This is a genomic window from Ruegeria sp. BG11 (genome assembly GCF_056538565.1).
In genome coordinates this window covers 1-24,010 of the sequence record NZ_JBQFTH010000019.1, presented here as the reverse complement: position 1 = coordinate 24,010, position 24,010 = coordinate 1, and the positions used below count along the sequence as shown (strand labels likewise).

Genomic DNA, 24,010 nt, shown 5'->3' with positions numbered 1-24,010 from the left:
AGCGGTGGCACAGCAGTTTGACCGGTAGGCTGAGGCGGGATCTGACCGGGAACGGCGACTGGTATTTGGTTGGGTGTCGCTGTTGGCACAAGGGGCGGCACATTGGGTTGAGGCGGAACCTGACCAGGGACAGCTATCGGAACTTGATTAGGAGTCGCAGTCGGAACTTGCGGCGGCACATTAGCCAATGGCGGAACCTGATTAGGAACGGCTGTCGGAACCCGGTTTGGTGTCGGATTTGGCACCAAAGGCGGAGCGAGCGTCGGCGCTACGATTGGCGTTGGAACTTGCCCCGGAACCGCTATTGGCGTTGCGATCGGAACCCGACCGGGAATTGCGTTCGGGACCGCGCCCGGCGCAAGGACCGGCACAGCAACGGACGTGGGTGTTTGCTGTGTTCCCTGAGGCGGCAATTGATTTGCCACCGGTTGCGTTGGGCCGGTAATTTGATTGCCTACCCCTTGCCCACCGGCCTGCCCACATCCTTGGCTCGACCGGTGCGGATTCCCTACGCCACGGCACCAACCGTAATGATTTCCCTGCGCGGCGACCTGCGTCGCGGCCAGTTCTGCAAACAAACAAGCTGCGGCAATTAAAGCAATGCGGTTCAGTTTCATAACATCCTCACCAACTTGTTGTCAGAGCAAGATACGCGCCAGGATCTCCAGAGTCGGTCAAGGGACCGTCTCTCAAAGGGACACCGACATATCCGGACAGGAATAGGTTTTGCTTAAACTCAATGTCCAAACCCAGACCTGTCGAGGCCAGTGTAGCATTATCAACTTCAAAACTCGCAGGGTCATTGTTCGAGATGTAGCCCACGTCGAAAAAGACAAAGGGCGTTAAGCGATGAATGCTTTGGGAACTTGGAAAGTAGGAGTGAGACACTTCGAAAATCGCGGAAATCCCGGAATCACCATCCACTTCGTCAAACCGATATCCACGCAAAGCATAACGATCACCAAGGAAGTACTCCTCGACCGAGGGCAGCCGGTCGGTGGTGTACTGCCCCCAAATCTCAGTGCGCCAAGCTGTGTTGGGCGACAAGCTCGTTAGCGGGCTTTCGTATCCAATACCGCCCCGCAGATGCCAGAACGAAGAGTCTCCGTCGTCAAAATTGGCGTTTGTCGTGTCGTTGTCATTGTCACCAAAAGATAAGGTTATCCCTGCTTCCAGAGCTTGTCCTTTTGCATAGTTTTGGCCGTAGAGATATGTCAGGCCAACGACACTTGCGTCACTGGACAGTGGAACGCCACCACTGACTGAGTCCGCTTCGGAAATGCGATAATCCAGCAGAAGGTACCCATAGCGGGCCACATCGCGGATCACGGGATATCCCAACGCGACGGTGAAGTTCTCGCCATCAACATCTGTTCTTGCAAAATCACCCGAGAGGTCACGTTTTGCGTTTATGTTTCCGTAGAAAATCTCACCGTACAGACCATTGCTGTTCAGCGGCGTGCGATAGGTAACAGCGCCCCACAAAGAGTGTTCGTCGTCTTTGTCCCAATTGTAGTTGCCTGACCCCTCAAATCGAAGCAAATCCCCGACGGTCAGCGTCGAATAAAATTCTTGTACGATATAGAAGCTGAGCGCTTCTCCAAGCTCACGCGGAGGGTTGTCGAGTGTCGCGCTGCCGGCTTGTTTGCGCAGGGGCTCTCCCAACACTCTCAGCCGCGCACCGCCCTGATCCGGGTAATCAAGTTCGGTCGACACGTCCAAGTCGGGTATGTCCTCGGCTAACATAACCGCCCGCTCAAATCGTTTGAGAGTTATTGGATATGCGGTGGTGAGGGGGCGAAAAATCTTTTCCAAGGTTTGGAACGTGCGTGTATCTACACCTTCAATTTCGATGGTTTGAATACGCCCTTCATCAACAACTATGATCTGCCCATCGGGACCGGGCCAGGCCTCAGCCAAGAAGTAACCGTCTTCTCGGTAGATCTGCGTGATCGTTGATGCGGCATCCGCCGCTGTGATGCGCCCCGACCGATCAAAGGCCAACTGACCAGCAAACGTTAACAGCTCATCCGTATCATACACCGTTACTCCACTGACAGTGTGCTGGGACGCGATGTCCCAAGTCTGGGCCATGCTGTATTTTGGGACTGATACAATAGCCACAAAAGTGCAGATGATCGCAAATACAACCGAGTTTGATACGGGCATTTTCCACAACCTTAGCATGATTGAGCATGTTAGAACCCAATCCTATTACGAGGTTTGAATGTCTGAGCTTACCGTTGTTCAAATTTGATCTCGACTGGTGCTTTCGAGATACACAGCGACCAGATTACAGTGCGCCTTCGTCGCCCAGGAACTCGATACCAGCTGTCGCACCATCCGTGTAAGCAATACAATTCCAAGGAGCGCGATCCTCACCAACGCCGACAGTGACTTGTGTTCCAGCTTCACTAAACGCGGACGAGAGCACAACGACTTGCGAATTGTTCGTGGTTTTGGCCACATCTCGCAAACATGCCTGCTGAGCGGGTGTGGGTTCGGCAGATGCGCCCGACGTACTCGTTTCGTCACATGCCGCAAGCAATGCAAACAAAGTTGTGCCTGCAATCATCACTGTCTTTTTGGTCATTTTTTTCTCCATCAGGGTCCTTCGAACTTAATGAATTTGGACACTCCTTTTTGAAGCGCCCGCTTCTATTCAGCCAATTGAGCACAGCTCGATCCGGTGCTTACCTATCCCAAAGATTTGTCGCCAACAGATTGGTCGGGAGAACGATATTGGGTTGATTACCGGGGCCGATAACAACGGGGGTCAAATAAAGCTTAGTCGAATTCGCATGTTTGAATCTTATTTTTCATAAATCAACATTTTTTCCGCGCGTAAATTTCGCTACCTTTTTGAAAGATAGGTTTTTGGCGTTCAAACAAAAATAGAAGGCAGGAAAACCCAGAAGGGCGAAGGCGTGCTTTTGGGTCCGCGAGGCGTTCTGAGGCCGCACAGAAACGAAGAAAGGATTGAAAAATGGGATTTGGTGAAGCCGTTAAAACGTGTTTCTCGAAATACTTGCAGTTCTCCGGTCGGGCTATACGCTCAGAATACTGGTGGTTCTTCTTGTTTGTGGTTCTCGTGAGTGCGGCTTTAGCTGTGCTGGATACAATCATATTCGGGACCAACCCCGAAACCGGGCAGGGATCTCGGGTTCTTTCCTCTGTTTTCCAACTGGCCGTTCTCATACCAATGCTGGCCGCCGGTTGGCGGAGGCTACATGATACAGGTCGACCTGGCTGGTACTTGCTGCTGCCGATGGCGCTCAGCATTGTAACTCTTTTTGTTATGCTGGGTGGGGTGGCGTTCTTTTCGGTATTGGAGCAAGGGACCGAAAACCCCGATGCATTGCGAGGACCTGCGGCCGTTCTGGGTGTGACCGGTATTGTTGTTGTCTCAATTCTTCAATTGGTTCTGTCCATCCTGATGATCTGGTGGCTGACGCGACCTTCCCAAGAAGGCGCAAACGAATACGGCGCACCTGTTTCCTAACCTTGTTGCCCGGGTAACGGGCCGGAAACTCTGGCTGAATGACAATACGAACCACAACACCATGGAGAGAGAAAATGAGTTTCAAAACGATTTCCATTGGAATGCTACTGATGGCTATGGCGACCACAGCATCAGCGGAGTGGTCGTTCAACTCTGGGCCTAACCCCAATGCTTTTATTCAGACCGGAAACATGACGCTGGAACTTCAGTGTAACCGTATCCGCTTTGCTCCGGCTGGATATGAGGATAGCCAGGACATTGTGGAGAAGCAGGGGCTTTCCATTCGTTTCTTGAAGAACGGCACCACCGAAGTTGGCGCATTTCAGGTTGGCGCAGAAAACGCTGACGTGCAGATCGTCGACAATTATCCTGTCGAGGTCAGTTTCAATAGTCAGCAGGATTATGGTTTTGTACTGGATCAGCTTGCGGCCAATGCATCGGTAAACCTGTCCATGATTGGTCAAGATGTCAGCTACGGAATCTTTGACTTGAAAGGTTCCAGCGTGGCAATTCAGTCCCTTCGTTCAGTCTGCGATTCAAGTGCTAGCCAGGGGGCCTCCTACGAACCCCCAGAAGGCATCGTTTATTGTGGGGGCGGAGCGGTAGAGCGAGTCATCGAACCCGTAATTTTGGATAACCCGGAGGGAGAATGGGACGCGCGAGTAACGGTCAACGGCGAGTCGATCAGAGCCATGACGGCCTACAGTTACTTCGGAAACTATGAGCCGCCCGCCGGATTTGTCGTTGCCCTGCTTGGGGAAGACAGATCCGAGTTTCTGATTTTTAGCGAAGGCTCGTCAAACTGGCTGGAGTACGGGGACTACAGGTATGATCAATGTAATTGATCCCACCCTCCAGTGGGCACCTTATCTTGTTTCCGAAGGCAGCTCGCCGAAAAACAGTCGGTAGTCTTTCGCAAACTGGCCCATATGCCAAAACCCGTGGCGGTTGGCAGCATCCGCTATTGAGCCATCGAAGGATCTGTTCAGAAGGTCCTCGCGAACCCGGTTCAGCCGGAGCCTCATGTAATATGACTTCGGGCCAAGGCCGAACAGTTCCTTGAAGGCGCGGTCCAATGTGCGCCACGAGGCCGCGCATTCCGAGCAGATCTCTTCGATTGAGATCGGGTCCTCCAGATTGGCAAGCATCAGATCAATTGCGCGGCTCAGGGCGCGCCGCCTGGTTTCGGCTTGGCTTTTGTCAAAATACGCGCTCGTATCGGTCAAGATCTTGAGGGCCTCAAGCATCAGCGCCTCTTCAGTGTCCTGATACCAGATGGCAGTTGCGTCGTTCAGCAACCGGACGACAGCCCCCTGCAGTCGCGCCATGCTGGCCAACCCGGCTTTGGTCCCAAATTTGCGGGCTTCCGGTTCGTCACCCTCTAGATGAAACCCGCAAGTTTCGGCCAACTTTTCTAGCCTTTCGGTTTCAAACGAAACAACGCTTCCTGAAAACCCTGCGGTCGTGATGCCATCAAAGCCATCCCGATCGCCGAAGACCAGAAAAGCGCTGTCCGTGATGTCTTTGGCCTGCCATTTTTCGATTGCGCCGCGCGTGGGGATGCCAAACGTCTTCCATCCGTCCGGCGAAACACCACGCTGGTGGACGCGCTGGTTCATCGCGATGTTGAGGGCAGAGACAGCCTGTCCTGAGCGCACGGTTATCGCCGTGGACAACCGCCCGGGATCGAGCTGCCGAAAGTCGATCTCCCAAGGCGTGAGCTCTCCGATTCTGTTTGGATGATCAAGAGATAGGGCCATCGCCGGTGACGCTCCGCCCCAGCCGAACGGCGCCGCGTTTGGCATATTTGGCGAATTCTTGATGTGGTCCACCCCCAGATCCTGACAGTTTACCGGTAATGTAACGAATTCGATAGGTGGAATGTCAAGTGAAGCCGGAGTCTTCAAGCGATACGATAATGGGCCGCCCTCGGCTACCGAAGGGGGATGCCCGATCCGAACGTGTGGTGACGTTCCTGACGCCTTCGGAACATTGCCAGCTTTCAGAGCTGGCAAAACAGTCAAATCAATCCCTTTCCGCAAAATGCCACGAACTGATCGTTCAGGCGTTGGAATCTACGAGTGTCAAAAGGAGGTCCGAGAGTGACTAAAGCCTTAGGTAAGACCAGTGTCGCAGCCTGTTTGTTTGCCATGCTGGGCGTCATGCCTGCAAGCGCGCAGCAAGAGGCGATCGTTCATGATGGTGAGTTCGAATTCCTGCGGGCCCAGTTCGGGGATCAATGGGATGCGCAGGATGCTGAGATCGAGGCCAGGTTGGCCGAGATCCGCGAGGCCAATGACGGCAAGCCTCCGAACTTTCTGTATATTCTTATCGACGACATCAGCTTCGGCCAGATGGGCGAGCGCAAGATGAACTATGTGATGGGGATCGAGACCCCCAATATCAACGACTTCGCCAGTGAAGGCATGTCGCTGATGCGCATGTATACGGAGCCCTCCTGCACGCCAACACGCACGGCCATGCTGACCGGTCGGCACCCGATCCGGGCCGGAGTAGAAGAGGTTAAGGTTGCCCTGGTCGGCGAGGGACTGCCCGCGAGCGAGGTTACCCTGCCGGAGATCCTGAAACAGGCCGGCTACAACACGTCGCATGTAGGGAAGTGGCATCAGGGCGATATCGAAGAAGCCTATCCGCACAATCAGGGCTTTGATTACGCGGTGTTTCCGCTGCACCAGCAGGTACAACTCAGCTTGATGACCCGCGAGGCCATGGAGGCCAACAACATGCTGGGATATCATCCCTCGGGGCAGAACAACCAGTTCCTGCTGGATGAACGGTTCAAGCCCTACGGTCTGGTCACCGGTGTCGAGGCACAGGCAGGCGGCACCGCGCGCGAAGTTGACATGGAAGCGGGCGAAGAATGGACGCAGGCCAAGTACGAACAGATGAACGAACGCTATCAGGCGCAGGCATTGGAGCAGCTTGAACAAGTCGCCGCGCAGGATGAGCCGTTTTTTCTGCAATACTGGCCGCTTTACCCGCTGAACTTCGCCTACCCGGATCAGGCGCTGTCGCGGAACGGCGGCTTCCATGCCGACAAGCTGCAACTGCTAGACGGTTGGATCGGAGAGGTGCTGGCCAAACTGGATGAGACCGGCGAGGCCGACAACACTATCGTCATGATCATGGCGGATAACGGGTTGATGTATCATTACGAGGGGACCTCGGGCCTGAACCAGTTGATCTATCGCGGCGGCAAGACCCAGCATCTTGAGGGCGGCGTCCGCACCGATGCCTTCATCCGCTGGCCCGGAGTGATTGAAGCCGACAGTGCTGCCGGTGACATCTTTCACGTCTCGGATATCTACACGACGATGGCCCGCATCGCAGGTGCAACGGATTTCATCCCGCGCGACCGGGTGATTGACGGTATCGACCAGACCGCCCTGCTTCTTGAGGGTGAGGGCAATGGCCGCCGCGACTACGTGTACGTCTACGAGGGGCCGGTTCTGCGTTCGGTCGTCAAGCAGGAATTCAAGATGCATCTACCCGCGCCCGGCGCCCCCGGGGCCGCAGCGCCGACCTATAACGTCTATCGCGACCCCCGCGAAGAACACCCGCTGGTTGGATACTCTCTTTGGGCCGGTGCCTCGTTCCAGGATATGATCAAGCGCCATCAGAAAATGATCGCCAAATATCCGAACTCCGAGATCGGCAAAGATATCCCCTATGGCGGCATCGAAAACCTGCGCCCCGAAAGCCAAGAGGCCCGCGAGGTGTTCATGAGCTGGCAAGAATAGCCTTCAACGGCGCGTCCTTCGGAGCGCGGCGGTCACGGTCCCGCTCGAAACAGCAATGGAGAGAGTCATGAGAATATTCAGATTCATCGGTGCTGCGACCCTGCTGTTTGTCGCCGGTACCTTTCACCTTGTTCTCGCGGCCGAAGATCGCGCCATCCCGCTAGAGGGGGTTTTGAATACGCGCGACCTGGGTGGCCTTACAACCGAAGACGGTCGCACCGTACGGGCAGGGCAGCTCATCAGATCCGGTGAGATCGATCAGATCAGCGCACCCAGCATGCAGCTCCTGGAAGACATGGGCGTCAGCGCAATCGTTGATTTGCGAACAACGTCCGAGGCAACGACGCATCCCGCGCAATGGCCCGAAGGAGAGGGGCCCGCGCGCCACAATTTCCCGGTGATGGAGAATGAAAGCCAGATGATTGATGATATGCGGGCCAGCATCAAGAAGGGCACGGCAACCGAAGCAGAAACAGATGGTTTGTTCTTAGGGGCTTTTGGCTATATCGCAACTGACTACACCGAAGAGTATCGAGATTTGTTCGACGTGTTGCTGGACCAGCCCGAGGGTGAGGCGGTTCTGTATCATTGTTCGGGCGGCAAGGATCGTACCGGTGTCGCGACTGCGCTCGTCCTGACAGCGCTTGGTGTTTCCAAAGACGAGATCCAATCGGATTTCATGATGAGCAATGCGCTCAAGGACGCGGACAACAAGGCCCAACAGATCGCGGCCGAGGTCAATGCGGCCGTAGGGACAAATATGACGCCGGAAGCAGTCTGGCCGTCGTTGGGGGTGCGAGAGACCTATCTTGATGAGTTCTACAAGAGCGTTGAGGCAAGCTACGGCTCGGTGGACGACTACCTTCGCCAGGGGCTAGGGCTGATGGACGCGGACCTTGAAACCCTCCGCAACCGGTATCTGAACTAATCCGGTCGGGAAAATTAACTTGCGAAAACAACCGTCCGAAGTCTGGCGGTTTCGGACACCAAAGCGGTGCGAAGCAAGCGTTCGTACCACATGCCAGTCAACGGGTTTTCACCGCCAAGGGTCTCAGGTACGGTTCTGCAGAACAAAATCCAGAGGAGGAAGAAATGCTGCGCTTTATGCCTTTGGCTTTCATCGCGATGGTGGGTTTTTTCCACCTTTCAAGCAGTTCAACTGCCAACGCTCAGAACTTCTTAGACAAAGTGACAGAAGGGGTTTCTGATGCGGCCAAAAAGGTTGGGGATGTTGCTGAATCGGCAGGCGAGACCGTACTGCATGCGGCGGACGGGGCGACTGCGTCCGAGATCGACGCCAGTGTAGATGCAGCACTGGCGCAACTTCTCGCGAGTTCCCCTGAGGCGGCGGATCTGTCCAACAAGGCAGTTGCTGTTTTGGTTTTTCCCAGGATCACCAAAGGCGGCCTGATGGTTGGAGGTCAGTTTGGAGAAGGCGCGATGCGGGAAAACGGCGTCACGACCGGGTACTACAATATTGCCGGTGCGTCCTATGGTTTTCAGGCTGGTATTCAGCATTTCTCTTACGCTCTGTTTTTCCTCAACTCCGACGCCCTTGCCTATATGCAGAACAACGATGGGTGGGAGGTCGGCAGTGGCCCCACGCTCGTTGGCGGTGACGAAGGCTGGTCGGCATCGATGGGAACAAACGATCTGCAGGGCGACATCGTGCCAATCATCTTTGGGCAAGAAGGGCTTATGGCAGGCGCGGGTCTTCAGGGCACTAAGATCACCAAGATCGAAAAGTGAACTGCGGGGTGACTGCGTTACACATGCAAGGATCGCTCATTTCTTGATACGAGGCACCCATGGCCTCTGTTCAAATAGTCCCGCTTGATCTGTCGCGAGGGTCGCCTGCTTTCCGTCCGAAAACCTGACGACCTGGACAGATCAACTCAAAGTGCGTCTCCGGACTATGGCTTTAGCGCTTGGGTGAGGTCCTTGAACATGAAGGTTGTCGGCTCCAGCGCGGGTTCGAACGGGTTGCGGCAGTAGTTCGGAATCTCTCCTGCGGTTTGAAAGCCAAGGCCTTGGTAGAGAATCCGCGATGGGTCGGTGCTGCGCGTATCGAGCACAAGCGTTGTTCTGCCCAGCTCAGATGAGCGAGCGAAGAGCGCGTTCATCAAGCTGCGCCCCAGGCCCTGGCGTCGCGCATCGGGATGGACCAAAAGCTTGGCGACATCGGCGCGGTGCGGCTGATTGGGCATTGAGGCCGGAATCAACTGTACCGTCCCACGGATACGCCCTCCGCTTTCCGCAACAAACAGGTCCAAGGCCCCTGCGCGCAGTTCAGGGCGAACGCGAGTCTCCCAATAGCGCTGGGCGTCTACGTGGTGGAACGGCAAGATGAACCCGATACTCGCGCCCGCATGCACGCAACCATGCAGGATCTCGGTCAGGTCATTGAGCGCCGTGTCGAAAGTGGCATCGGTCAGTCGTGTGATCATATAAGCACCAGCATGTAGCGCGCGCCTCGGGCGGCGCCGGTTTCAAATTGTGTTGGGCCGGACAGATGGTATCGCAGGCAGTCACCTCCACCGAGCGAGTGCGCTGTTCCGTCAACGGTGAGCTTCAGGCTTCCATCCAGAACGATCAGGTGGTGTTCCTGCCCCGGTTTCGGAGGCGTTTCGTACCGAACCACCGTGTCCGGCGGCAGGTGGCATTCCAGCACCTCACCGCTCAACCCGGTTGAGGGCGGCGAGACGGATCGGCGCGTGAAGCCTGTTTCCGGATCGTTCCATTCGGGTTGCCGTTCAAACGGGACCTTGGGGTCGAAACTCTCCTCGACCATCATCAGCAGACGCGACATTGGCAAACCGTAAGCGGCGCAAAGTCGGGCGAGTGTTTCTGCCGTCGGGCTGACCCCAGCCTTTTCCATACGCGACAGGGTTGCCCGGCTGACGCCGCTACTGTCCGCCAGCTGATCCAATGACCAGCCGCGGCTTTGGCGCAGCTCTTTCAGGCGAATGGCAAGGCGGTTTGCGAGGGAATCCAGCATTGATCAATTATGAGATAAATTACCGTATGTGAGAATAGTAGCTTTAAAATATAATATTGCAAAAGAAAAAGGGCGCGGTATTTACCGCGCCCCTTATACTTCCTAAGTATGGAGGCGTCTTACTTCCAGCCAACCTCGTTAAAGGTTTTCTGCGCTTCGGGCAGGTTCTTGGCAACGGCAGACAGATCGACATCGTCTGCTTTGAAATCGCCCAGTTCGGCCACGGACTCGGAAACGGCGACGCCCTTAACCGTTGGGTATTCGTCGTTGCCGGCCGAGAAGTACTGCTGCGCCTTATCGCTTGCCAGGTATTCTAGGAACTTGATGGCATTGTCCTTGTGGGGCGCATTTGCGGCAACACCGCCACCCGACAGGTTCACATGCGCGCCATTGCCGTCCTGATCCGGGAACACCCAGCCGATCACGTCTCGCTCGGCCGAGACACCATCGACGTCTTTCCGGATCGCGCGGGAAAAGTAGTAGGTGTTGGACACGGCAAGATCACACTCACCCGAGACGACACCGCGCAGTTGGTCGGTGTCACCGCCTTGCGGGTCACGCGCCATGTTGGCCACGACGCCTTCGGCCCAGGTTTTGGCGGCTTCGGATCCGGCGTTTTCGATGATCGAGGCCAGCAGGGTCTGGTTGTAGACATTGGTGCTGGAGCGGATGCACAACTGACCTTTGTATTTGGAGTCTGCCAGATCAGCATAGGTCTGCGGCGGCTCGGAGACTGCGTTCTTGTTGTAGAAAATGATGCGCGCCCGCTGCGAGAAACCGAACCACTGGTTGTCGCTGTCCTGAAGGTTCGACGGAATACGCTCTTCCAGCACGGCGCTGTCGATCGTCTGTAGCACGCCCGCGTTCTTCGCGCGCTCCAGCCGCGAGGTGTCGACGGTCAGCAGAATATCGGCGGGGGAGTTCACACCCTCGGCTTCCATGCGCGCGATCAGTTCATCTGCCTTGCCTTCGATTCGGTTGATGGTGATGCCGGTTGCATCCTCGAAATCCGAATAGAGGCGCTCGTCGGTGTCGTAGTGGCGCGACGAATAGATGTTCAGCTCGCCTTCTGCTGCTGCGGATGTGGCGACCATGGCTGCAAGGCCAGCCGCGATACAGGTCGTGGATTTAAACATGATTGCTCCCAACATTGAGTAGTCCACCGGGGTAAACCCGAGTTAAACACTCAATTAACGGATTGGATTTGGTTTGCAAGCAAAACCCGACAAAAATTGTGCGAAATCTCGAGCCCTTTGATCGGCGAAACCGAATGAAGCCAACAGGCACAAAAAAACCGCACCCAAAGGCGCGGTTCTTTCGAAGAGATATGTGCAGTTCTTAGCCCTGGCGAGCTTTGAACTTGCGCTGCGTCTTGTTGATCACGTAGACGCGGCCTTTGCGACGCACAATACGGCAATCACGGTGCCGGTTCTTGAGCGAGCGGAGCGAGTTCTTGACCTTCATGGGTCTGTCTCCAATCTGCGGCGCCTTCATCAAAGACGTGGCCAGCGCCTGGGTTTGTCGGGTGCTCCGGCGAGCCGAAGCAGTGAATAGATGGTGGGCGGTACAAGGATCGAACTTGTGACCCCTTCGATGTCAACGAAGTGCTCTACCGCTGAGCTAACCGCCCACGTCCCTTTGCGTGTCCTGCCCCATAACGAAATGGGGCGCGGATACCCGCGCCGGTAGCGGGGTCTATAAAAGGAGTCGCAAAGGGGTTCAAGGGGTTTGGAAGAACTATTTTCCAGTCTATGTTAATCCTGAACACGGAGAGACCATGAAGAACCCTTCCTATTTTCTGGATATGCCCGAAAACCGCAGTTCCTGCGTGGTTTTTTCATCGCCGCATAGTGGCCGTGACTATCCAGAGGCGTTTCTGACGCGCTCGGTTTTGGGGTCTGATGTGATTCGATCCTCGGAAGATGCCTTTGTGGATCAGCTCTTTGCCTCGGCCTCGGATTTTGGTGCGCCGTTGATCAAAGCGGCGATGCCACGGGCTTATCTGGACCTTAACCGCAGCGCGGATGAGCTGGACCCAGCCCTGATTCAAGGGGCGAAACGGCAAGGGCACAATCCACGCGTGGCTTCGGGGCTTGGGGTGATTCCCCGCGTGGTGGCAAATGGGCGGGCGATTTATCGTGGCAAACTGACCATGGATGAGGCGCGCCTGCGCATCGACACCTATTGGCGACCCTATCACAGCCGCCTCAAGGCCTTGCTGGCGGAATCACACGCGAAATTCGGGCAGGCGATTCTGGTCGATTGCCATTCAATGCCGCATGAGGCGGTGGCCATGGCCAGCACCGCGCGCAACACACGCCCCGAGATCGTTCTGGGCGATCGTTTCGGTGCATCGGCATCAACCGAGATCGTGGACCGAATTGAGGCTGCCTTTTCCACGGCCGGATTGGTCGTCGCTCGGAATGCGCCCTTTGCTGGGGCTTATGTGACCCAAACCTACGGCCGCCCCGGTCGTCAACAACACGCGATTCAGGTTGAGATCGACCGCTCGATCTACATGAACGAAGACACGATCTCGCCCAATGCCAATTTCATGGCGTTCTCCAAGATATTGCGGCAAGTGATCGCCGAGATTGCCGAGATCGGTTCCGAACCGCAGCGGCTGGCGGCGGAATAGGCGTCACCGCAGCGCGCGGCCTTTCACGATTGCATCACTTCCGAACCGCTTGCGAATCTCGTCCGTGGCGCGCTCGGCCTGAGACCTGCGTGTCGCGTTCGGGTCCAGCAAGTCGCCCGAGATATCAGCCTGATCCGCCGGGCACAGATCGGACAACCCGCATCCCAACAGGCGATAGGGACCCTGATCTCCCACCTGATCGAATAGCCCGCGTGCGGTTCTGTAGATGCGGTCCGCGATCTGAGTCGCATCGCGCAGCGACACGCGGCGCGTGATGATCTTGTGATTGGCCTTTTTCAGCTTCAGCGTCACCACCCGGCCCGCCAGATCCTTGGCCTTGGCCCGGTCCGAGACCTTCAGCGCCATGCGCCACAGATGCCCATCCAGAATCTCGAGGTTGGAGGTGTCTTCGAAAAACGTGGTTTCGTTGCTGATCGACTTCATCGGTTCATGGGCCGATACCCGGCGCTTGTCCTGGCCGCGTGCCAGATGCCATAGGCGATACCCCATCGATCCGAACCGCGCTGTCAGCGCCTCTTGATCCCAGCGCAGCAGGTCCGAGAAGGTACGGATCCCGGCGCGCTCCAGCGATTCCTGCGCTGCTGGGCCGATACCCCAGATCAGTCTGACGGGTTTGTCGTGCAGGAAGTCAGCCGTCTCCGCCTTTCCGATCACGGAAAACCCACGCGGCTTATCCAGGTCCGAGGCGACTTTGGCCAGAAACTTGTTGTGGCTTAACCCGATGGAGCCGGTCAGCCCCAGCTCATCCTTCATGCGCTTGACCAGACGCGCCAGCATCACCGCTGGCGGCGCGCCATGCAGACGTTCGGTGCCGGAAAGATCAAGGAAAGCCTCGTCCAGCGACAGGGGTTCGACCTTGGGCGTCAGCTCATCCATCATCGCACGGATTTGACGGGATACCTCGGCGTAGACCGACATGCGCGGTTTGATCACCACGGCGTCCGGACACAGTTGCAGCGCCTTAAACATCGGCATGGCCGAGCGCACGCCCCGGATGCGCGCCACGTAACAAGCGGTTGAAACGACCCCGCGTCTCCCGCCACCCACAATCACTGCCTTGTCCGCCAATTCAGGATTGTCGCGCTTTTCGACCGAGGCATAGAACGCGTCGCAATCCATATGCGCAATCGACAGGTCAAACAGCTCAGGGTGCGATTTCAGCCGCGGGCTACCGCAGGACGGGCAGCGCGGCGCGTCCGGGAAACTGGTCAGGCATTCGCGGCAGATCGTTGGCATGGTTGCTTTTCCCGACCCGAAAAGGGTGGCTCCGGGTGTTCGAAACTATAGTGTCTATCGGCTTTCGTGAGAACGCAACAGAGGCTTCGACAGTCTTCAGAAATCTGGCGGTTTGAGCAGAGAGTTGGACTGTCAAGAAAACCCCCCGCTTGGGGCGGGGGGAAGGTAACGAACCACAGGAAGAGGTAGTTCGTTGGGGAGTAACTCCGCCCCAGAATCGCTCAAAACGCTATATTTAGATAGGTGGCAGCGTCATTCCCCAAAACTTGCGCCGGGTTTGTGTGTTTTCGGGCACAGGGGGAAACCCGGGGGATATTCCCCCTGTTGACCTAAGGTAAAGATATCACTGCCGTTTCGAGGATATGAGGCGTTGAATACCTGTCCGCGATTAATGACGTGTTAACGATTTTAACTCGGTTAGAACGGCCTCGGCTGCGGCTTTCGGGTCTTCCGCCTGATAGATCGGACGCCCGACAACAATATGATCCGCCCCATCTCCGATCGCACTGGCCGGCGTTGCGACGCGTTTTTGATCGCCCAGAGCAGCCCCGGCAGGGCGCACGCCCGGTGTCACGATCAAGCGGCCCTCGGCCTGGGGCAGGGCGCGGATCAGCGCGGCCTCTTGCGGGCTTGCGATCACGCCATCGGCCCCGGCCTCCAGCGCTTTGGCCGCGCGCTCAACGACCAGATCTTGCACATCGCCTGCTTTCAACAGGCTGGCATCCAGATCGTCGCGGTTCAGTGAGGTCAAGATGGTTACCGCGAGGATTTTAAGGTCCTTGCCGGAGGCACCCTCTTTTGCCGCGCGTACCACATGCGGGTCGCCATGAACGGTCAGGAAATCCAGATCGAACTGCGCCAGACCACGGACAGCGTTTTCTACCGTGTTGCCGATGTCGAACAGCTTCATGTCCAGAAAGATGCGCTTGCCATGGTCCTGTTTCAGCTCATTGGCCAGAGCCAGACCACCGCCCGTCAGCATTCCCAGCCCGATCTTGTAGAACGAGACCGCATCACCCAACAGTTCGGCCATCGCCAAACCTTGCAGAGCGTTCGGGACGTCAAGGGCTACGATCAGGCGGTCATCGGACATGTTGGGTCTCCTTGCTGGCAAACGTCTGCCTCCTAGCGGGTTCGGGCGCAACTGTCCATGCAGGTCCGTCCAATCGAAAGAGGATGATCTGTGTTACAGTGGCTCAAATCGATCAATAGCTCACATGAAGGGACAGAAGATGAGAAAGCTTGCCTTGCTGGGAGTGGCGCTGATGATGGGCGCCTGCGATGAACCCGCCTCAGACACATCTGACACAGGCGCGGCGCCCGCGCCGACCAATGACAACCTGCCTCTGGTCCGCGGCTACCGATCCGAGGATGATTGGTGCCAGCTTACAGGTGAGAGCGCCTTTACCGTCGAATTTCTGGATCACACCGCCGATCTTGTCTCGTGCCCGACCGGCAGCAGCGCCGAACAATCCTTGGTCGAGACATATACGTTAGAGCCGGTGGCGCAAACCGGCGGCTATTCGGTATACTCCATTCCGCGCGGCTGACGGCGTCTGCCCACCCATGCTGCATTCGCCGCAATCAGGGCGATTCCGGATAGTTCCAGAAGCCAGTTCATTCGGATCGACATGATCTCGGCACCCAAAAACGCATCGAAGTTGTGAAACCCGGCGGCGCGGATCATCACAAAGCAGATAAGAGTGACAAAGCCGATCAGGGCGATGCCGACCTCTCGCAATTGTTTACGAAGGAACCAGAGGCTGACAAGCGAGATCCAGAAGCCGCTGAACACGACAACAATGATAAAGCCGATCTGGACAGACTTGCGATCCTCGTACCAGCCTTGCATCTGCGACAGACAGCGGGCGCTGGCCGTAAGCGCGGATTGCAGATCCAGTTGTTTGTTGATCATCAAAGCAAACAACAGCAGCGCGAGGATCAGCCAGAACCATCGGACGTGGGAATTTCGCCTTGCGCGCAGGCATAGCAGTGCGGCGAAACCGTATGCGGCAACCGTGAGCCAACCGATCACGCTTGGGTCGCCAATGGTGGGCGACCATTGTTCTGCAATACAGCTGCGTAGCGCGGTGGCTGAGATCATAGAGGCGCGCTCCTAAGACGGTTTTTTTCGCAATTGACCGAGATCATTCAGGTTCCCAGCATGCATCATGTTATTCTGCCAAGACAATCTTGAATACACGCCGACATTACCCAAATTGAATGTGAGGCCTCAATCGACGCGTGCCGCCAAGCGGGCGCATCAAAACGGGGCGCTTGAGAAAAGGAGAATGCTATGGACTTGAACAAGTTCACCGAGCGGGCACGGGGATTCGTGCAGGCGGCGCAGACGATTGCGCTGCGCGAGGGGCACCAGAGGCTGGAGCCCACACATATACTTAAAGCATTGATGGACGATGATCAGGGGCTGGCGAGCAACCTGATCACCCGCGCGGGCGGCGCGCCGAACCGCGTGGTTGAGGCGCTGGATGCCGCGATGGGGAAAATCCCGAAGGTCAGCGGTGACGCGAGCCAGATTTACATGGATGGCCAGACCGCCAAGGTTCTGGACGAGGCCGAGAAGATTGCCACCAAGGCGGGCGATAGCTTTGTGCCCGTGGAACGGGTGCTGATGGCGCTCTGCATGGTGAAATCCAAAGCCAAGGACGCTTTGGAGGCCGGTGCTGTTTCTGCTCAGAAACTGAACGAAGCCATCAATGATATCCGCAAGGGTCGCACCGCGGACACCGCGTCGGCGGAAGAAGGCTATGACGCGCTCAAGAAATATGCGCGCGATCTGACCGAGGCGGCGGCTGAAGGCAAGATTGATCCGATCATCGGACGGGACGAGGAAATCCGACGCTCGATGCAGGTTCTGTCGCGTCGTACCAAGAACAACCCTGTTCTGATCGGCGAACCCGGCGTTGGTAAAACCGCGATTGCCGAGGGCATGGCCCTGCGCATTATCAACGGTGACGTGCCGGAATCGCTGAAAGATAAGAAGCTGCTCGCGCTGGATATGGGTGCGCTGATTGCTGGTGCGAAATATCGTGGTGAATTCGAAGAACGCCTCAAGGCGGTGCTGACCGAGGTTACCGAGGCCGCCGGGGAAATCATCCTTTTCATCGACGAGATGCATACGCTGGTCGGCGCCGGTAAATCCGACGGCGCGATGGATGCCGCCAACCTGATCAAGCCTGCGCTTGCTCGGGGCGAGCTGCATTGTATCGGCGCGACCACGTTGGATGAGTATCGCAAATACGTGGAAAAAGACGCGGCCCTTGCGCGCCGGTTCCAGCCCGTGATGGTCACCGAACCGACCGTCGAGGACACGATCAGCATCCTGCGTGGCATCAAGGAAAAGTACGAGCTGCACCACGGCGTGCGTATCTCGGATTCCGCATTGGTGTCGGCGGCGACCTTGTCGCATCGCTATATCACCGACCGGTTCCTGCCCGACAAGGCCATTGACCTTGTCGATGAGGCGGCGTCGCGGTTGCGGATGGAGGTGGACTCCAAGCCGGAAGAACTTGATCAGTTGGATCGCCAGATCCTGCAGATGCAGATCGAGGAAGAGGCGCTTAAACTGGAAGACGACGCGGCCTCGAAGGATCGTCTGGAAACCCTGCAAAAGGATCTGGCCGATCTGCAGGAGCAATCGGCTGAGATGACCGCCCAGTGGCAGGCCGAACGTGACAAGCTCGCGGGTGCGCGTGATCTGAAAGAACAGCTCGACAAGGCGCGCGCTGACCTGGAAATCGCCAAACGCGAAGGCAATCTGGCGAAAGCCGGTGAGCTGTCTTATGGCGTCATCCCCGAGCTTGAGAAAAAGCTGACCGAGGCCGAAAACGCCGAAAGTAACGCCATGATGGCCGAGGAAACCGTGCGTCCCGAGCAAATCGCCAGCGTGGTCGAACGCTGGACCGGTATCCCGACCTCGAAAATGCTGGAAGGGGAACGCGAGAAGCTGCTGCGGATGGAAGACGATTTGCACTCTCGCGTGATCGGTCAGGATGCGGCGGTGACAGCCGTGGCCAACGCCGTGCGCCGTGCGCGAGCCGGATTGAACGATGAGAACCGCCCGCTGGGCTCGTTCCTGTTCCTCGGCCCGACCGGCGTAGGTAAAACCGAACTGACCAAGGCCGTAGCGAACTTCCTGTTCGACGACGACAATGCGATGGTGCGCATCGACATGTCCGAGTTCATGGAGAAACACGCGGTTGCGCGTCTGATTGGTGCCCCTCCGGGCTATGTTGGGTATGACGAAGGCGGTGTGCTGACCGAAGCCGTGCGGCGCAGACCCTATCAGGTCGTGCTATTTGACGAGGTCGAAAAGGCGCACCCGGATGTGTTCAACGTGTTGCTGCAGGTCCTCGATGATGGCGTGCTGACCGATGGTCAGGGCCGCACTGTTGATTTCAAGCAGACGTTGATCATCCTGACGTCGAACCTCGGGTCTCAGGCGCTCAGCCAACTGCCCGAAGGGGCCGACAGCGCGCAGGCACGGAGGGATGTGATGGATGCGGTCCGGGCACATTTCCGGCCGGAATTCCTGAACCGACTCGATGAAACGATCATCTTTGACAGGCTCAAGCGGGCCGATATGGATGGTATCGTCGATATCCAGATGGCACGTCTGCAAAAACGTCTGGCCGCTCGAAAGATCGAGCTGGTTCTGGACGAGGGCGCAAAACAGTGGCTGGCCGATGAAGGGTATGACCCGGTCTTCGGTGCGCGCCCACTGAAGCGCGTGATCCAGCGTGCGTTGCAGAACCCCTTGGCCGAGGCACTGCTGGCCGGTGAGATCAAGGATGGCGAGACGGTGCCAGTGACTGCAGGCTCCGATGGTCTGATCATTGGTGACCGGCTGGGGACGTCAGAACGCCCCCGCCCGGATGATGCCGTGGTGCATTGATCTGAAAAGAAAGGCCCGCATTGCCGCGGGCCTTTTTGCCTGTGAGGTGACAATCCATTAGCTGGGCTGCAACTGAACAAGGGAAAACGAAGAAGCGTCCAGAGAGTCTATTGGAAAATCCATTGTCTCTGTTCCCAACCCCAATTCAGCCAAATAACCTTCGATCCCTTTGCGCCCAAAAATGTGCTCCAGCACAGAAAACCGTTGCTCGGCCGCGTAGGCATCAACCTCATCAGGAGCGATGTTGAAGCGAAAGGGTTCACCAATCCCGGCTACGGAATTGTCGATGCTGTCGATCTGCTGTTGCGCCTGCGAGGCCGCTGCAGTTGATGCGTATGTCGGCAGGAAACGCGTATCTCGCGAGCCGTTCGAACGGATCATCGCATAAACACCTGCAACTTCTGGCGGCGGCACGTATTCCAGCGATACCTCGGCGATAAAGATCGTGCCTTGTTCGTGGTCATAGCCAAGGGATCGAAGTTTATCGAGCGTTGTCTCACGTGCAAAATCCACCGCTGTGTAGTGGATGTTGGGCGGCGTACCGAAATTGGAACAAACCAAAGATCGCTTGGCTTCGATGGTCTCGGGGCGGTCGACTTCAAACACTGGTATGCGGCTATGACTGTTGGACAGTCTCAGGCCCAGTGTATCGAGCCCCGCGCCAAGAATGACGATCTGCCGTGCGCCATGCGCGATTGCTGAAAGGGTCCGGCTTTGCATGAAAGTCTTGCGCCACAGAACCGACGCGACCAGCCGCCGAGCGACGCCGCGATCATCTGCAAACTTGAGAACGGCATTCCAATCGGTCGCCTGTTCCAGGACTTCGGCGCCTTCGACAGCTCCGTCGCGAAATAGCTGTTCGGCAAAAGGATCATAAAATACGCGTCGGTATGTAGGGTTGCGATTCACAAGAGCGCAAAAAGCACAAACGCCAAGGGCGGTTCGACTTAAACCGGGAATTGCGCTTTGCGGAACGTAAAACACTTCAGCCTCGTCGCGGTTGCTTTCGTCAAAATCGGGCTCGACAAAAATTAAGACCCGCCAACTTGGCGGGTCGTTCTTTATATCAACGCGAAAATCCGGGCGGGGCCTCCGGTGCCGCCTTTGTGTTTGGGCGCTCCTATCACCAGGGTGGCCCCGGCGGCTGGGACGCGGTCGAGATTGGCCAGACACTCGATCCCGAACCGGCCGGTGGGCAGCCAGGCATAGTGGGTGGCGAAATCGGCGGACATGCCGTGATCCAGCGACAGCGTGTCGACCGCCATGGATCGAGCGCCGGTTTCCTCCATCAGCATCTGGGCGGCCTCGACGTGGAAGCCGGGATAGTGCTGCGCTTCTCCGTCGAAATTGCGAAACTCGTCGGTCGCAGTTTTCCCACCCCAGCCGGAATGCATGGCGACACAGGCGCCGTCTGGGATGTCTCCGTTCGCCGCGATCCACGCCTTGAGGTCATCAGGCGTCACGCGGGTATCGGCATCTTCGGCGGCACGGGCGGCGATATCCACGACGCAGAGCGGCGCAACCAGATCAGTCACCGGGATCTCATCGACTGAGGTTCCGTCGGCCGAGAAATGCAGGGGCGCATCGATATGGGTGCCAGTATGTTCGTTGATCGACAAGTTGAACAGGTTGAACCCGTGATCCGCAAAGTTGAACGCCTGTTCGGCGGAGACGCCCGGTTCTCCTCCCCATGTCGGAAACTCGGGGCTGAGGGTGTGAGTCATGTCCTCGACCCCGCCATGCCCTGCGGCCAATGCCGCCGGAGCACGCGCGCCTGTTACGGCGGCTGCCACGCCAGTGGCTGCGGCGGCTTTGAAGAAGCTCCGCCGGGACAGCATCTTGTCTTTGACGGCATTCATTACGCAGATATCACACATACGGTATCCTCCCTGATGGGTGGCAGGGTCGGGCGACCGGTGTCGCGGACCGTACCACCTATCAGGCAGAGTGCCGCGCTGACCCCTTCTGTGTAAAGGGTGCTATCTGTTAAGACGCGCTGGGCGTCCTAGCGGAACTCACGGCTTTTGCGCAGGGCACGCAGCTCTTCCGAACTCATTTTGGGGCCTGAGCTGGTCGTGGGCTGCGGTGCGGGTTGAGTTAATGTCTCAGTGCTTGGAGCCTTGCGCACGGCACCACCGCTGAGGCGCAGATAAGCCAGAACCCCGCCGGCGCATTGATAGCTGAAAGCCCAGCTGGCCAGAAGAGTATAGGCCACGACCGTTGCAATCATCGGCGCAGTGACGGAAAACGGCGCCGCTCCAGTCGTCATCTCGCCGATTAATTGAACATCGTCGACTAAGGTGCTCGGACCGTAGATTGCGGTAAGTCCAACGATAAACAGAGCAAAGAAAAAGATAGCACCGACAAAGCTGATCGCCACCACGGCGAAAAGCTGCAGAAAGAAAGCACCGAAATGGTTGAATGGCGTATAAGGGCGGCCATTGGGGTCCCGCCCGATCGAGGCCGCCGCAATCGGTACAAGAAATCCGGCCCTCAGCGCGCAGATCGCTGCAAAGAGCAGGATCACAACACCTGAGAACATCGTGATATGCATGGGCGTCAGGGTCGCGAAGAACGCGGCCGGGTCCTCGGGAACGCCGCCCCCTACGCTGACGGCACCGATGGAGAGCGCGGCGATTAGCGCGGCGGCCACACTGATCCCAATGGCTTCGACGGCGCCGTAGATAACCGCCGGAAAGACAAACTTGCGGTAACTGTTACTCGGAGAAACCTCGCAGGCTTGCAGGCCCAAACGGCTGCCGACCAACATCGGGATGACGCCTGAGGATGCGCCTACAAAAAACGAAATCAAAATCGACAGGCCCGGAATGAGCAGCCCGATCAGCGCGCTCAGTATCCCGCCTATCAACCCGTAGACGATTAGCGCGACCAGCAGGACGGGAAAGACAATGATATAGCGCCACAAAACGGACAGCGAAAAAGGAAAGGCCTGAAATACGAGCACGGGACCAACTCTGATCAACTATTGGATGATTCCCGCATACTTGATTGAGACTGCTAGAACCAGTCGCCAAATATGCCTTAGTCACGGGCTGACGCAGTTGCGTTACAGTCTGTTCGCTCAATCGTGACGCCTGTTTCCTTGGCTCTGTGCTATCAGCGGACTACCTCACCCTGAGGCGGATTCACTACGGAGACCCAAATGGCGCATCGCTGGACCAACACTTTGACACATGCCGACGTCACCCCAAGGGCGGCGTTTTTGAACCGGCGGCAGGTTATGGCCGGGCTGGCAGGTGTCGGGCTGACCGCGATAGCCCACCCCGCTGCCGCGCAAGAAACGCTGGAGCCGAACACCTGGGAAGAGATCACCAGCTACAACAATTTCTATGAATTCGGCACTGGAAAGGACGACCCAGCCAAATATGCCCATACCCTCGTGACTGAACCCTGGAGCATTGAGATCGACGGTCTGGTGGATCGCCCCGGCACCTATGACTTCAAGGACATCATGTCCGAGATGACAGTTGAAGAACGCATCTACCGCTTCCGCTGTGTCGAGGCGTGGTCGATGGTGATTCCGTGGAACGGGTTCGAACTGGCCGACCTGTTGAATATGGCGGGTGTGCAGGAGGGCGCTAAATACGTGGCCTTTGAAACCGCCTACCGTCCCGATGAGATGCCCGGCACGCGCTTCCCGATTCTTGAATGGCCCTACCGCGAGGGTCTGCGTCTGGATGAGGCGATGCACCCGCTGACCATCATGGCGACAGGCATCTATGACCGTCCGATCCCGAACCAGAATGGTGCTCCGCTGCGATTGGTGGTGCCCTGGAAATACGGGTTCAAGTCGATCAAGTCGATCGTAAAGATCACTCTGACCGAGGATGAGCCGCCAACCAGTTGGAACATGTCTGCGCCCCGTGAGTATGGCTTCTATAGTAACGTGAACCCGAATGTGGACCATCCGCGCTGGTCGCAGGCGTCCGAGCGCCAGATCGGCGGCGGTCTGTTTGCCAAGCGTATCCCGACGCTCATGTTCAATGGCTATGAACAAGAGGTCGCCAGCCTGTATGAAGGTATGAACCTCAAGGAATACTATTGAGCCATGCAGGCGGTGAACCAGGCCATACGCAAGATCCCCATTTGGGCTGTCTATCTGGCTGGGGCCCTTCCTGCCCCTTGGTTCCTGTATCTTGCGCTCACAGGGGGGCTTGGGGTCGAGCCGATCACAGCGCTTGAACATAAACTCGGGGAGTTGGCCCTGCAGCTGCTCATCCTTGGCCTGGCGGTGACCCCTCTGCGCCAGCATCTTGGCTTGAACCTTATGAAGTTCCGCCGAGCAATCGGCGTGCTGGCCTTTTCCTACGTCGCGCTGCACCTGCTGGTCTGGCTGGTGCTGGACGTTCAGCTGCTTGGCCAGATTTGGGCTGATATCCTCAAGCGCCCCTATATAACTGTCGGCATGGCGGGGTTCATTCTGCTGCTGCCTTTGGCCGTGACATCGAACAATTGGTCAGTACGCAAACTTGGCCCGCGCTGGCGCAAGCTGCACAAACTGGTCTATCCGGCCGTTCTGCTTGGCGGTATCCACTATGTGATGTTGGCGAAGGGTTTCCAGCTGGAGCCACTTCTCTATCTCGCCGCGATCATAGGGCTGCTGCTCGCGCGTCTGCCGATACCGGGCCTGCTGACCCGGCTGAGGCAGGCCGATTCCGCGTGAGCTTTGACCGAGTCTGTGGGTAACTGTGTGGACAATGATCTGGTGGCAGTGATTCCGGGTAGTTGGAGCGGTGATTGGGTGTGCCTGCGCGGTAATTGCATCCATTAAGTTTTTGTTTTTATGTTGTAAAATGGAGATTTCAAACTTTTCTCCACTTTTTTGCTTTTTCCGCTTGCGGCTTTGTGGGGTAAACCTTAGAACCCCCTTCACCGGCGCTGCTGAGGCGCTGGGGCGCTGCTGAGGCGGTGGAGACGC

At 57.1% G+C, this 24,010-nt stretch carries 23 protein-coding genes and 1 tRNA gene; 10 read left to right on the top strand and 14 right to left on the bottom strand.

Features of this window, described 5'->3' with window-relative positions:
- Nucleotides 1–624 precede the first annotated feature (624 nt).
- Entirely contained in the window at nt 625–2,169 is a 1,545-nt protein-coding gene (locus tag ACR0JF_RS21775; protein WP_480669886.1) for a ShlB/FhaC/HecB family hemolysin secretion/activation protein, read from the bottom strand.
- 124 nt (nt 2,170–2,293) lie between these two features.
- Nucleotides 2,294–2,593 carry a hypothetical protein gene (locus ACR0JF_RS21770; protein ID WP_170550033.1) on the bottom strand — a complete coding sequence of 100 codons (300 nt, stop codon included), beginning with the start codon at nt 2,591–2,593 and terminating at the stop codon, nt 2,294–2,296.
- Nucleotides 2,594–2,986: 393 nt separating this feature from the next.
- Here ACR0JF_RS21770 and ACR0JF_RS21765 point away from each other — a divergent pair, with 393 nt between their 5' ends.
- Both ACR0JF_RS21765 and ACR0JF_RS21760 read left to right on the top strand, forming a co-directional pair.
- The gene (locus ACR0JF_RS21765; protein ID WP_170663109.1) at nt 2,987–3,502 is read left to right on the top strand and encodes a DUF805 domain-containing protein; all 516 of its coding nucleotides are present in this window, start codon (nt 2,987–2,989) and stop codon (nt 3,500–3,502) included.
- 74 nt (nt 3,503–3,576) lie between these two features.
- Nucleotides 3,577–4,347, top strand: coding sequence for a hypothetical protein (locus tag ACR0JF_RS21760; protein WP_170663111.1), 771 nt, complete (start codon nt 3,577–3,579; stop codon nt 4,345–4,347).
- Nucleotides 4,348–4,368: 21 nt separating this feature from the next.
- Here ACR0JF_RS21760 and ACR0JF_RS21755 read toward each other — a convergent pair whose 3' ends face one another.
- Nucleotides 4,369–5,262 carry a helix-turn-helix domain-containing protein gene (locus ACR0JF_RS21755; RefSeq protein ID WP_170663113.1) on the bottom strand — a complete coding sequence of 298 codons (894 nt, stop codon included), beginning with the start codon at nt 5,260–5,262 and terminating at the stop codon, nt 4,369–4,371.
- 342 nt (nt 5,263–5,604) lie between these two features.
- Between ACR0JF_RS21755 and ACR0JF_RS21750 the strand changes: the two genes are divergently transcribed.
- The 3 genes from ACR0JF_RS21750 to ACR0JF_RS21740 all read left to right on the top strand — a co-directional run bounded on the left by ACR0JF_RS21750 (nt 5,605) and on the right by ACR0JF_RS21740 (nt 9,012).
- Complete coding sequence (locus tag ACR0JF_RS21750) at nt 5,605–7,263, top strand: sulfatase-like hydrolase/transferase (RefSeq protein ID WP_480669883.1); 1,659 nt, start codon at nt 5,605–5,607, stop codon at nt 7,261–7,263.
- Between the two features lie 67 nt (nt 7,264–7,330).
- Nucleotides 7,331–8,191: a tyrosine-protein phosphatase gene (locus ACR0JF_RS21745; RefSeq protein WP_170663115.1), complete on the top strand. Its 861-nt coding sequence runs from the start codon at nt 7,331–7,333 to the stop codon at nt 8,189–8,191.
- Nucleotides 8,192–8,355: 164 nt separating this feature from the next.
- On the top strand, nt 8,356–9,012 hold the full coding sequence (locus tag ACR0JF_RS21740; protein WP_480669881.1) for a lipid-binding SYLF domain-containing protein: 657 nt from the start codon (nt 8,356–8,358) through the stop codon (nt 9,010–9,012).
- Nucleotides 9,013–9,176: 164 nt separating this feature from the next.
- On the opposite strand, the gene ACR0JF_RS21735 is transcribed toward ACR0JF_RS21740, so the two are convergent.
- The 5 genes from ACR0JF_RS21735 to ACR0JF_RS21715 all read right to left on the bottom strand — a co-directional run bounded on the left by ACR0JF_RS21735 (nt 9,177) and on the right by ACR0JF_RS21715 (nt 11,891).
- Nucleotides 9,177–9,710 (bottom strand): GNAT family N-acetyltransferase, encoded by a 534-nt coding sequence (locus ACR0JF_RS21735; protein WP_170663117.1) that lies wholly within the window; start codon nt 9,708–9,710, stop codon nt 9,177–9,179.
- Nucleotides 9,707–10,261 (bottom strand): helix-turn-helix transcriptional regulator, encoded by a 555-nt coding sequence (locus ACR0JF_RS21730; protein WP_170663119.1) that lies wholly within the window; start codon nt 10,259–10,261, stop codon nt 9,707–9,709. The genes ACR0JF_RS21735 and ACR0JF_RS21730 overlap by 4 nt, the downstream gene beginning before the upstream one ends.
- A 119-nt stretch (nt 10,262–10,380) precedes the next feature.
- The gene (locus ACR0JF_RS21725; protein ID WP_170663121.1) at nt 10,381–11,397 is read right to left on the bottom strand and encodes a Fe(3+) ABC transporter substrate-binding protein; all 1,017 of its coding nucleotides are present in this window, start codon (nt 11,395–11,397) and stop codon (nt 10,381–10,383) included.
- 202 nt (nt 11,398–11,599) lie between these two features.
- Nucleotides 11,600–11,725 (bottom strand): type B 50S ribosomal protein L36, encoded by a 126-nt coding sequence (gene ykgO, locus ACR0JF_RS21720; protein ID WP_008755722.1) that lies wholly within the window; start codon nt 11,723–11,725, stop codon nt 11,600–11,602.
- 91 nt (nt 11,726–11,816) lie between these two features.
- Nucleotides 11,817–11,891: transfer RNA gene (locus ACR0JF_RS21715), tRNA-Val, on the bottom strand.
- 147 nt (nt 11,892–12,038) lie between these two features.
- Here ACR0JF_RS21715 and ACR0JF_RS21710 point away from each other — a divergent pair.
- Nucleotides 12,039–12,899, top strand: a complete 861-nt coding sequence (locus ACR0JF_RS21710) for an N-formylglutamate amidohydrolase (RefSeq protein ID WP_170663122.1) — start codon at nt 12,039–12,041, stop codon at nt 12,897–12,899.
- 3 nt (nt 12,900–12,902) lie between these two features.
- On the opposite strand, the gene ACR0JF_RS21705 is transcribed toward ACR0JF_RS21710, so the two are convergent.
- On the bottom strand, nt 12,903–14,156 hold the full coding sequence (locus ACR0JF_RS21705) for a DNA polymerase IV (RefSeq protein WP_170663124.1): 1,254 nt from the start codon (nt 14,154–14,156) through the stop codon (nt 12,903–12,905).
- A 388-nt stretch (nt 14,157–14,544) separates the two neighbouring features.
- On the bottom strand, nt 14,545–15,249 hold the full coding sequence (pyrF, locus tag ACR0JF_RS21700) for an orotidine-5'-phosphate decarboxylase (protein WP_170663126.1): 705 nt from the start codon (nt 15,247–15,249) through the stop codon (nt 14,545–14,547).
- A 139-nt stretch (nt 15,250–15,388) separates the two neighbouring features.
- On the opposite strand from pyrF, the gene ACR0JF_RS21695 reads away from it, so the two are divergent.
- Nucleotides 15,389–15,706, top strand: coding sequence for a hypothetical protein (locus ACR0JF_RS21695; protein ID WP_170663128.1), 318 nt, complete (start codon nt 15,389–15,391; stop codon nt 15,704–15,706).
- Here the strand turns inward: ACR0JF_RS21695 and ACR0JF_RS21690 are convergent.
- Nucleotides 15,676–16,260: an isopropylmalate isomerase gene (locus ACR0JF_RS21690; RefSeq protein WP_170663130.1), complete on the bottom strand. Its 585-nt coding sequence runs from the start codon at nt 16,258–16,260 to the stop codon at nt 15,676–15,678. The two genes, ACR0JF_RS21695 and ACR0JF_RS21690, sit on opposite strands and share 31 nt — an antisense overlap.
- A gap of 192 nt (nt 16,261–16,452) precedes the next feature.
- Here ACR0JF_RS21690 and clpB point away from each other — a divergent pair, with 192 nt between their 5' ends.
- Nucleotides 16,453–19,071 (top strand): ATP-dependent chaperone ClpB, encoded by a 2,619-nt coding sequence (clpB, locus tag ACR0JF_RS21685; protein ID WP_170663132.1) that lies wholly within the window; start codon nt 16,453–16,455, stop codon nt 19,069–19,071.
- Nucleotides 19,072–19,128: 57 nt separating this feature from the next.
- Here the strand turns inward: clpB and ACR0JF_RS21680 are convergent, their stop codons facing one another.
- The 3 genes from ACR0JF_RS21680 to ACR0JF_RS21670 all read right to left on the bottom strand — a co-directional run bounded on the left by ACR0JF_RS21680 (nt 19,129) and on the right by ACR0JF_RS21670 (nt 22,036).
- A complete protein-coding gene (locus ACR0JF_RS21680; RefSeq protein WP_480669876.1) occupies nt 19,129–20,055 on the bottom strand; it encodes a class I SAM-dependent methyltransferase in 927 nt (308 codons plus the stop codon).
- A gap of 77 nt (nt 20,056–20,132) precedes the next feature.
- Nucleotides 20,133–20,948: a cyclase family protein gene (locus ACR0JF_RS21675; protein ID WP_170663136.1), complete on the bottom strand. Its 816-nt coding sequence runs from the start codon at nt 20,946–20,948 to the stop codon at nt 20,133–20,135.
- A gap of 128 nt (nt 20,949–21,076) precedes the next feature.
- Nucleotides 21,077–22,036, bottom strand: a complete 960-nt coding sequence (locus ACR0JF_RS21670) for a hypothetical protein (RefSeq protein WP_170663138.1) — start codon at nt 22,034–22,036, stop codon at nt 21,077–21,079.
- A gap of 198 nt (nt 22,037–22,234) precedes the next feature.
- Between ACR0JF_RS21670 and msrP the strand changes: the two genes are divergently transcribed.
- Both msrP and msrQ read left to right on the top strand, forming a co-directional pair.
- Complete coding sequence (msrP, locus tag ACR0JF_RS21665; RefSeq protein ID WP_170663140.1) at nt 22,235–23,137, top strand: protein-methionine-sulfoxide reductase catalytic subunit MsrP; 903 nt, start codon at nt 22,235–22,237, stop codon at nt 23,135–23,137.
- A 3-nt stretch (nt 23,138–23,140) separates the two neighbouring features.
- Nucleotides 23,141–23,755, top strand: a complete 615-nt coding sequence (gene msrQ / locus ACR0JF_RS21660) for a protein-methionine-sulfoxide reductase heme-binding subunit MsrQ (RefSeq protein ID WP_170663141.1) — start codon at nt 23,141–23,143, stop codon at nt 23,753–23,755.
- Nucleotides 23,756–24,010 lie beyond the last annotated feature (255 nt).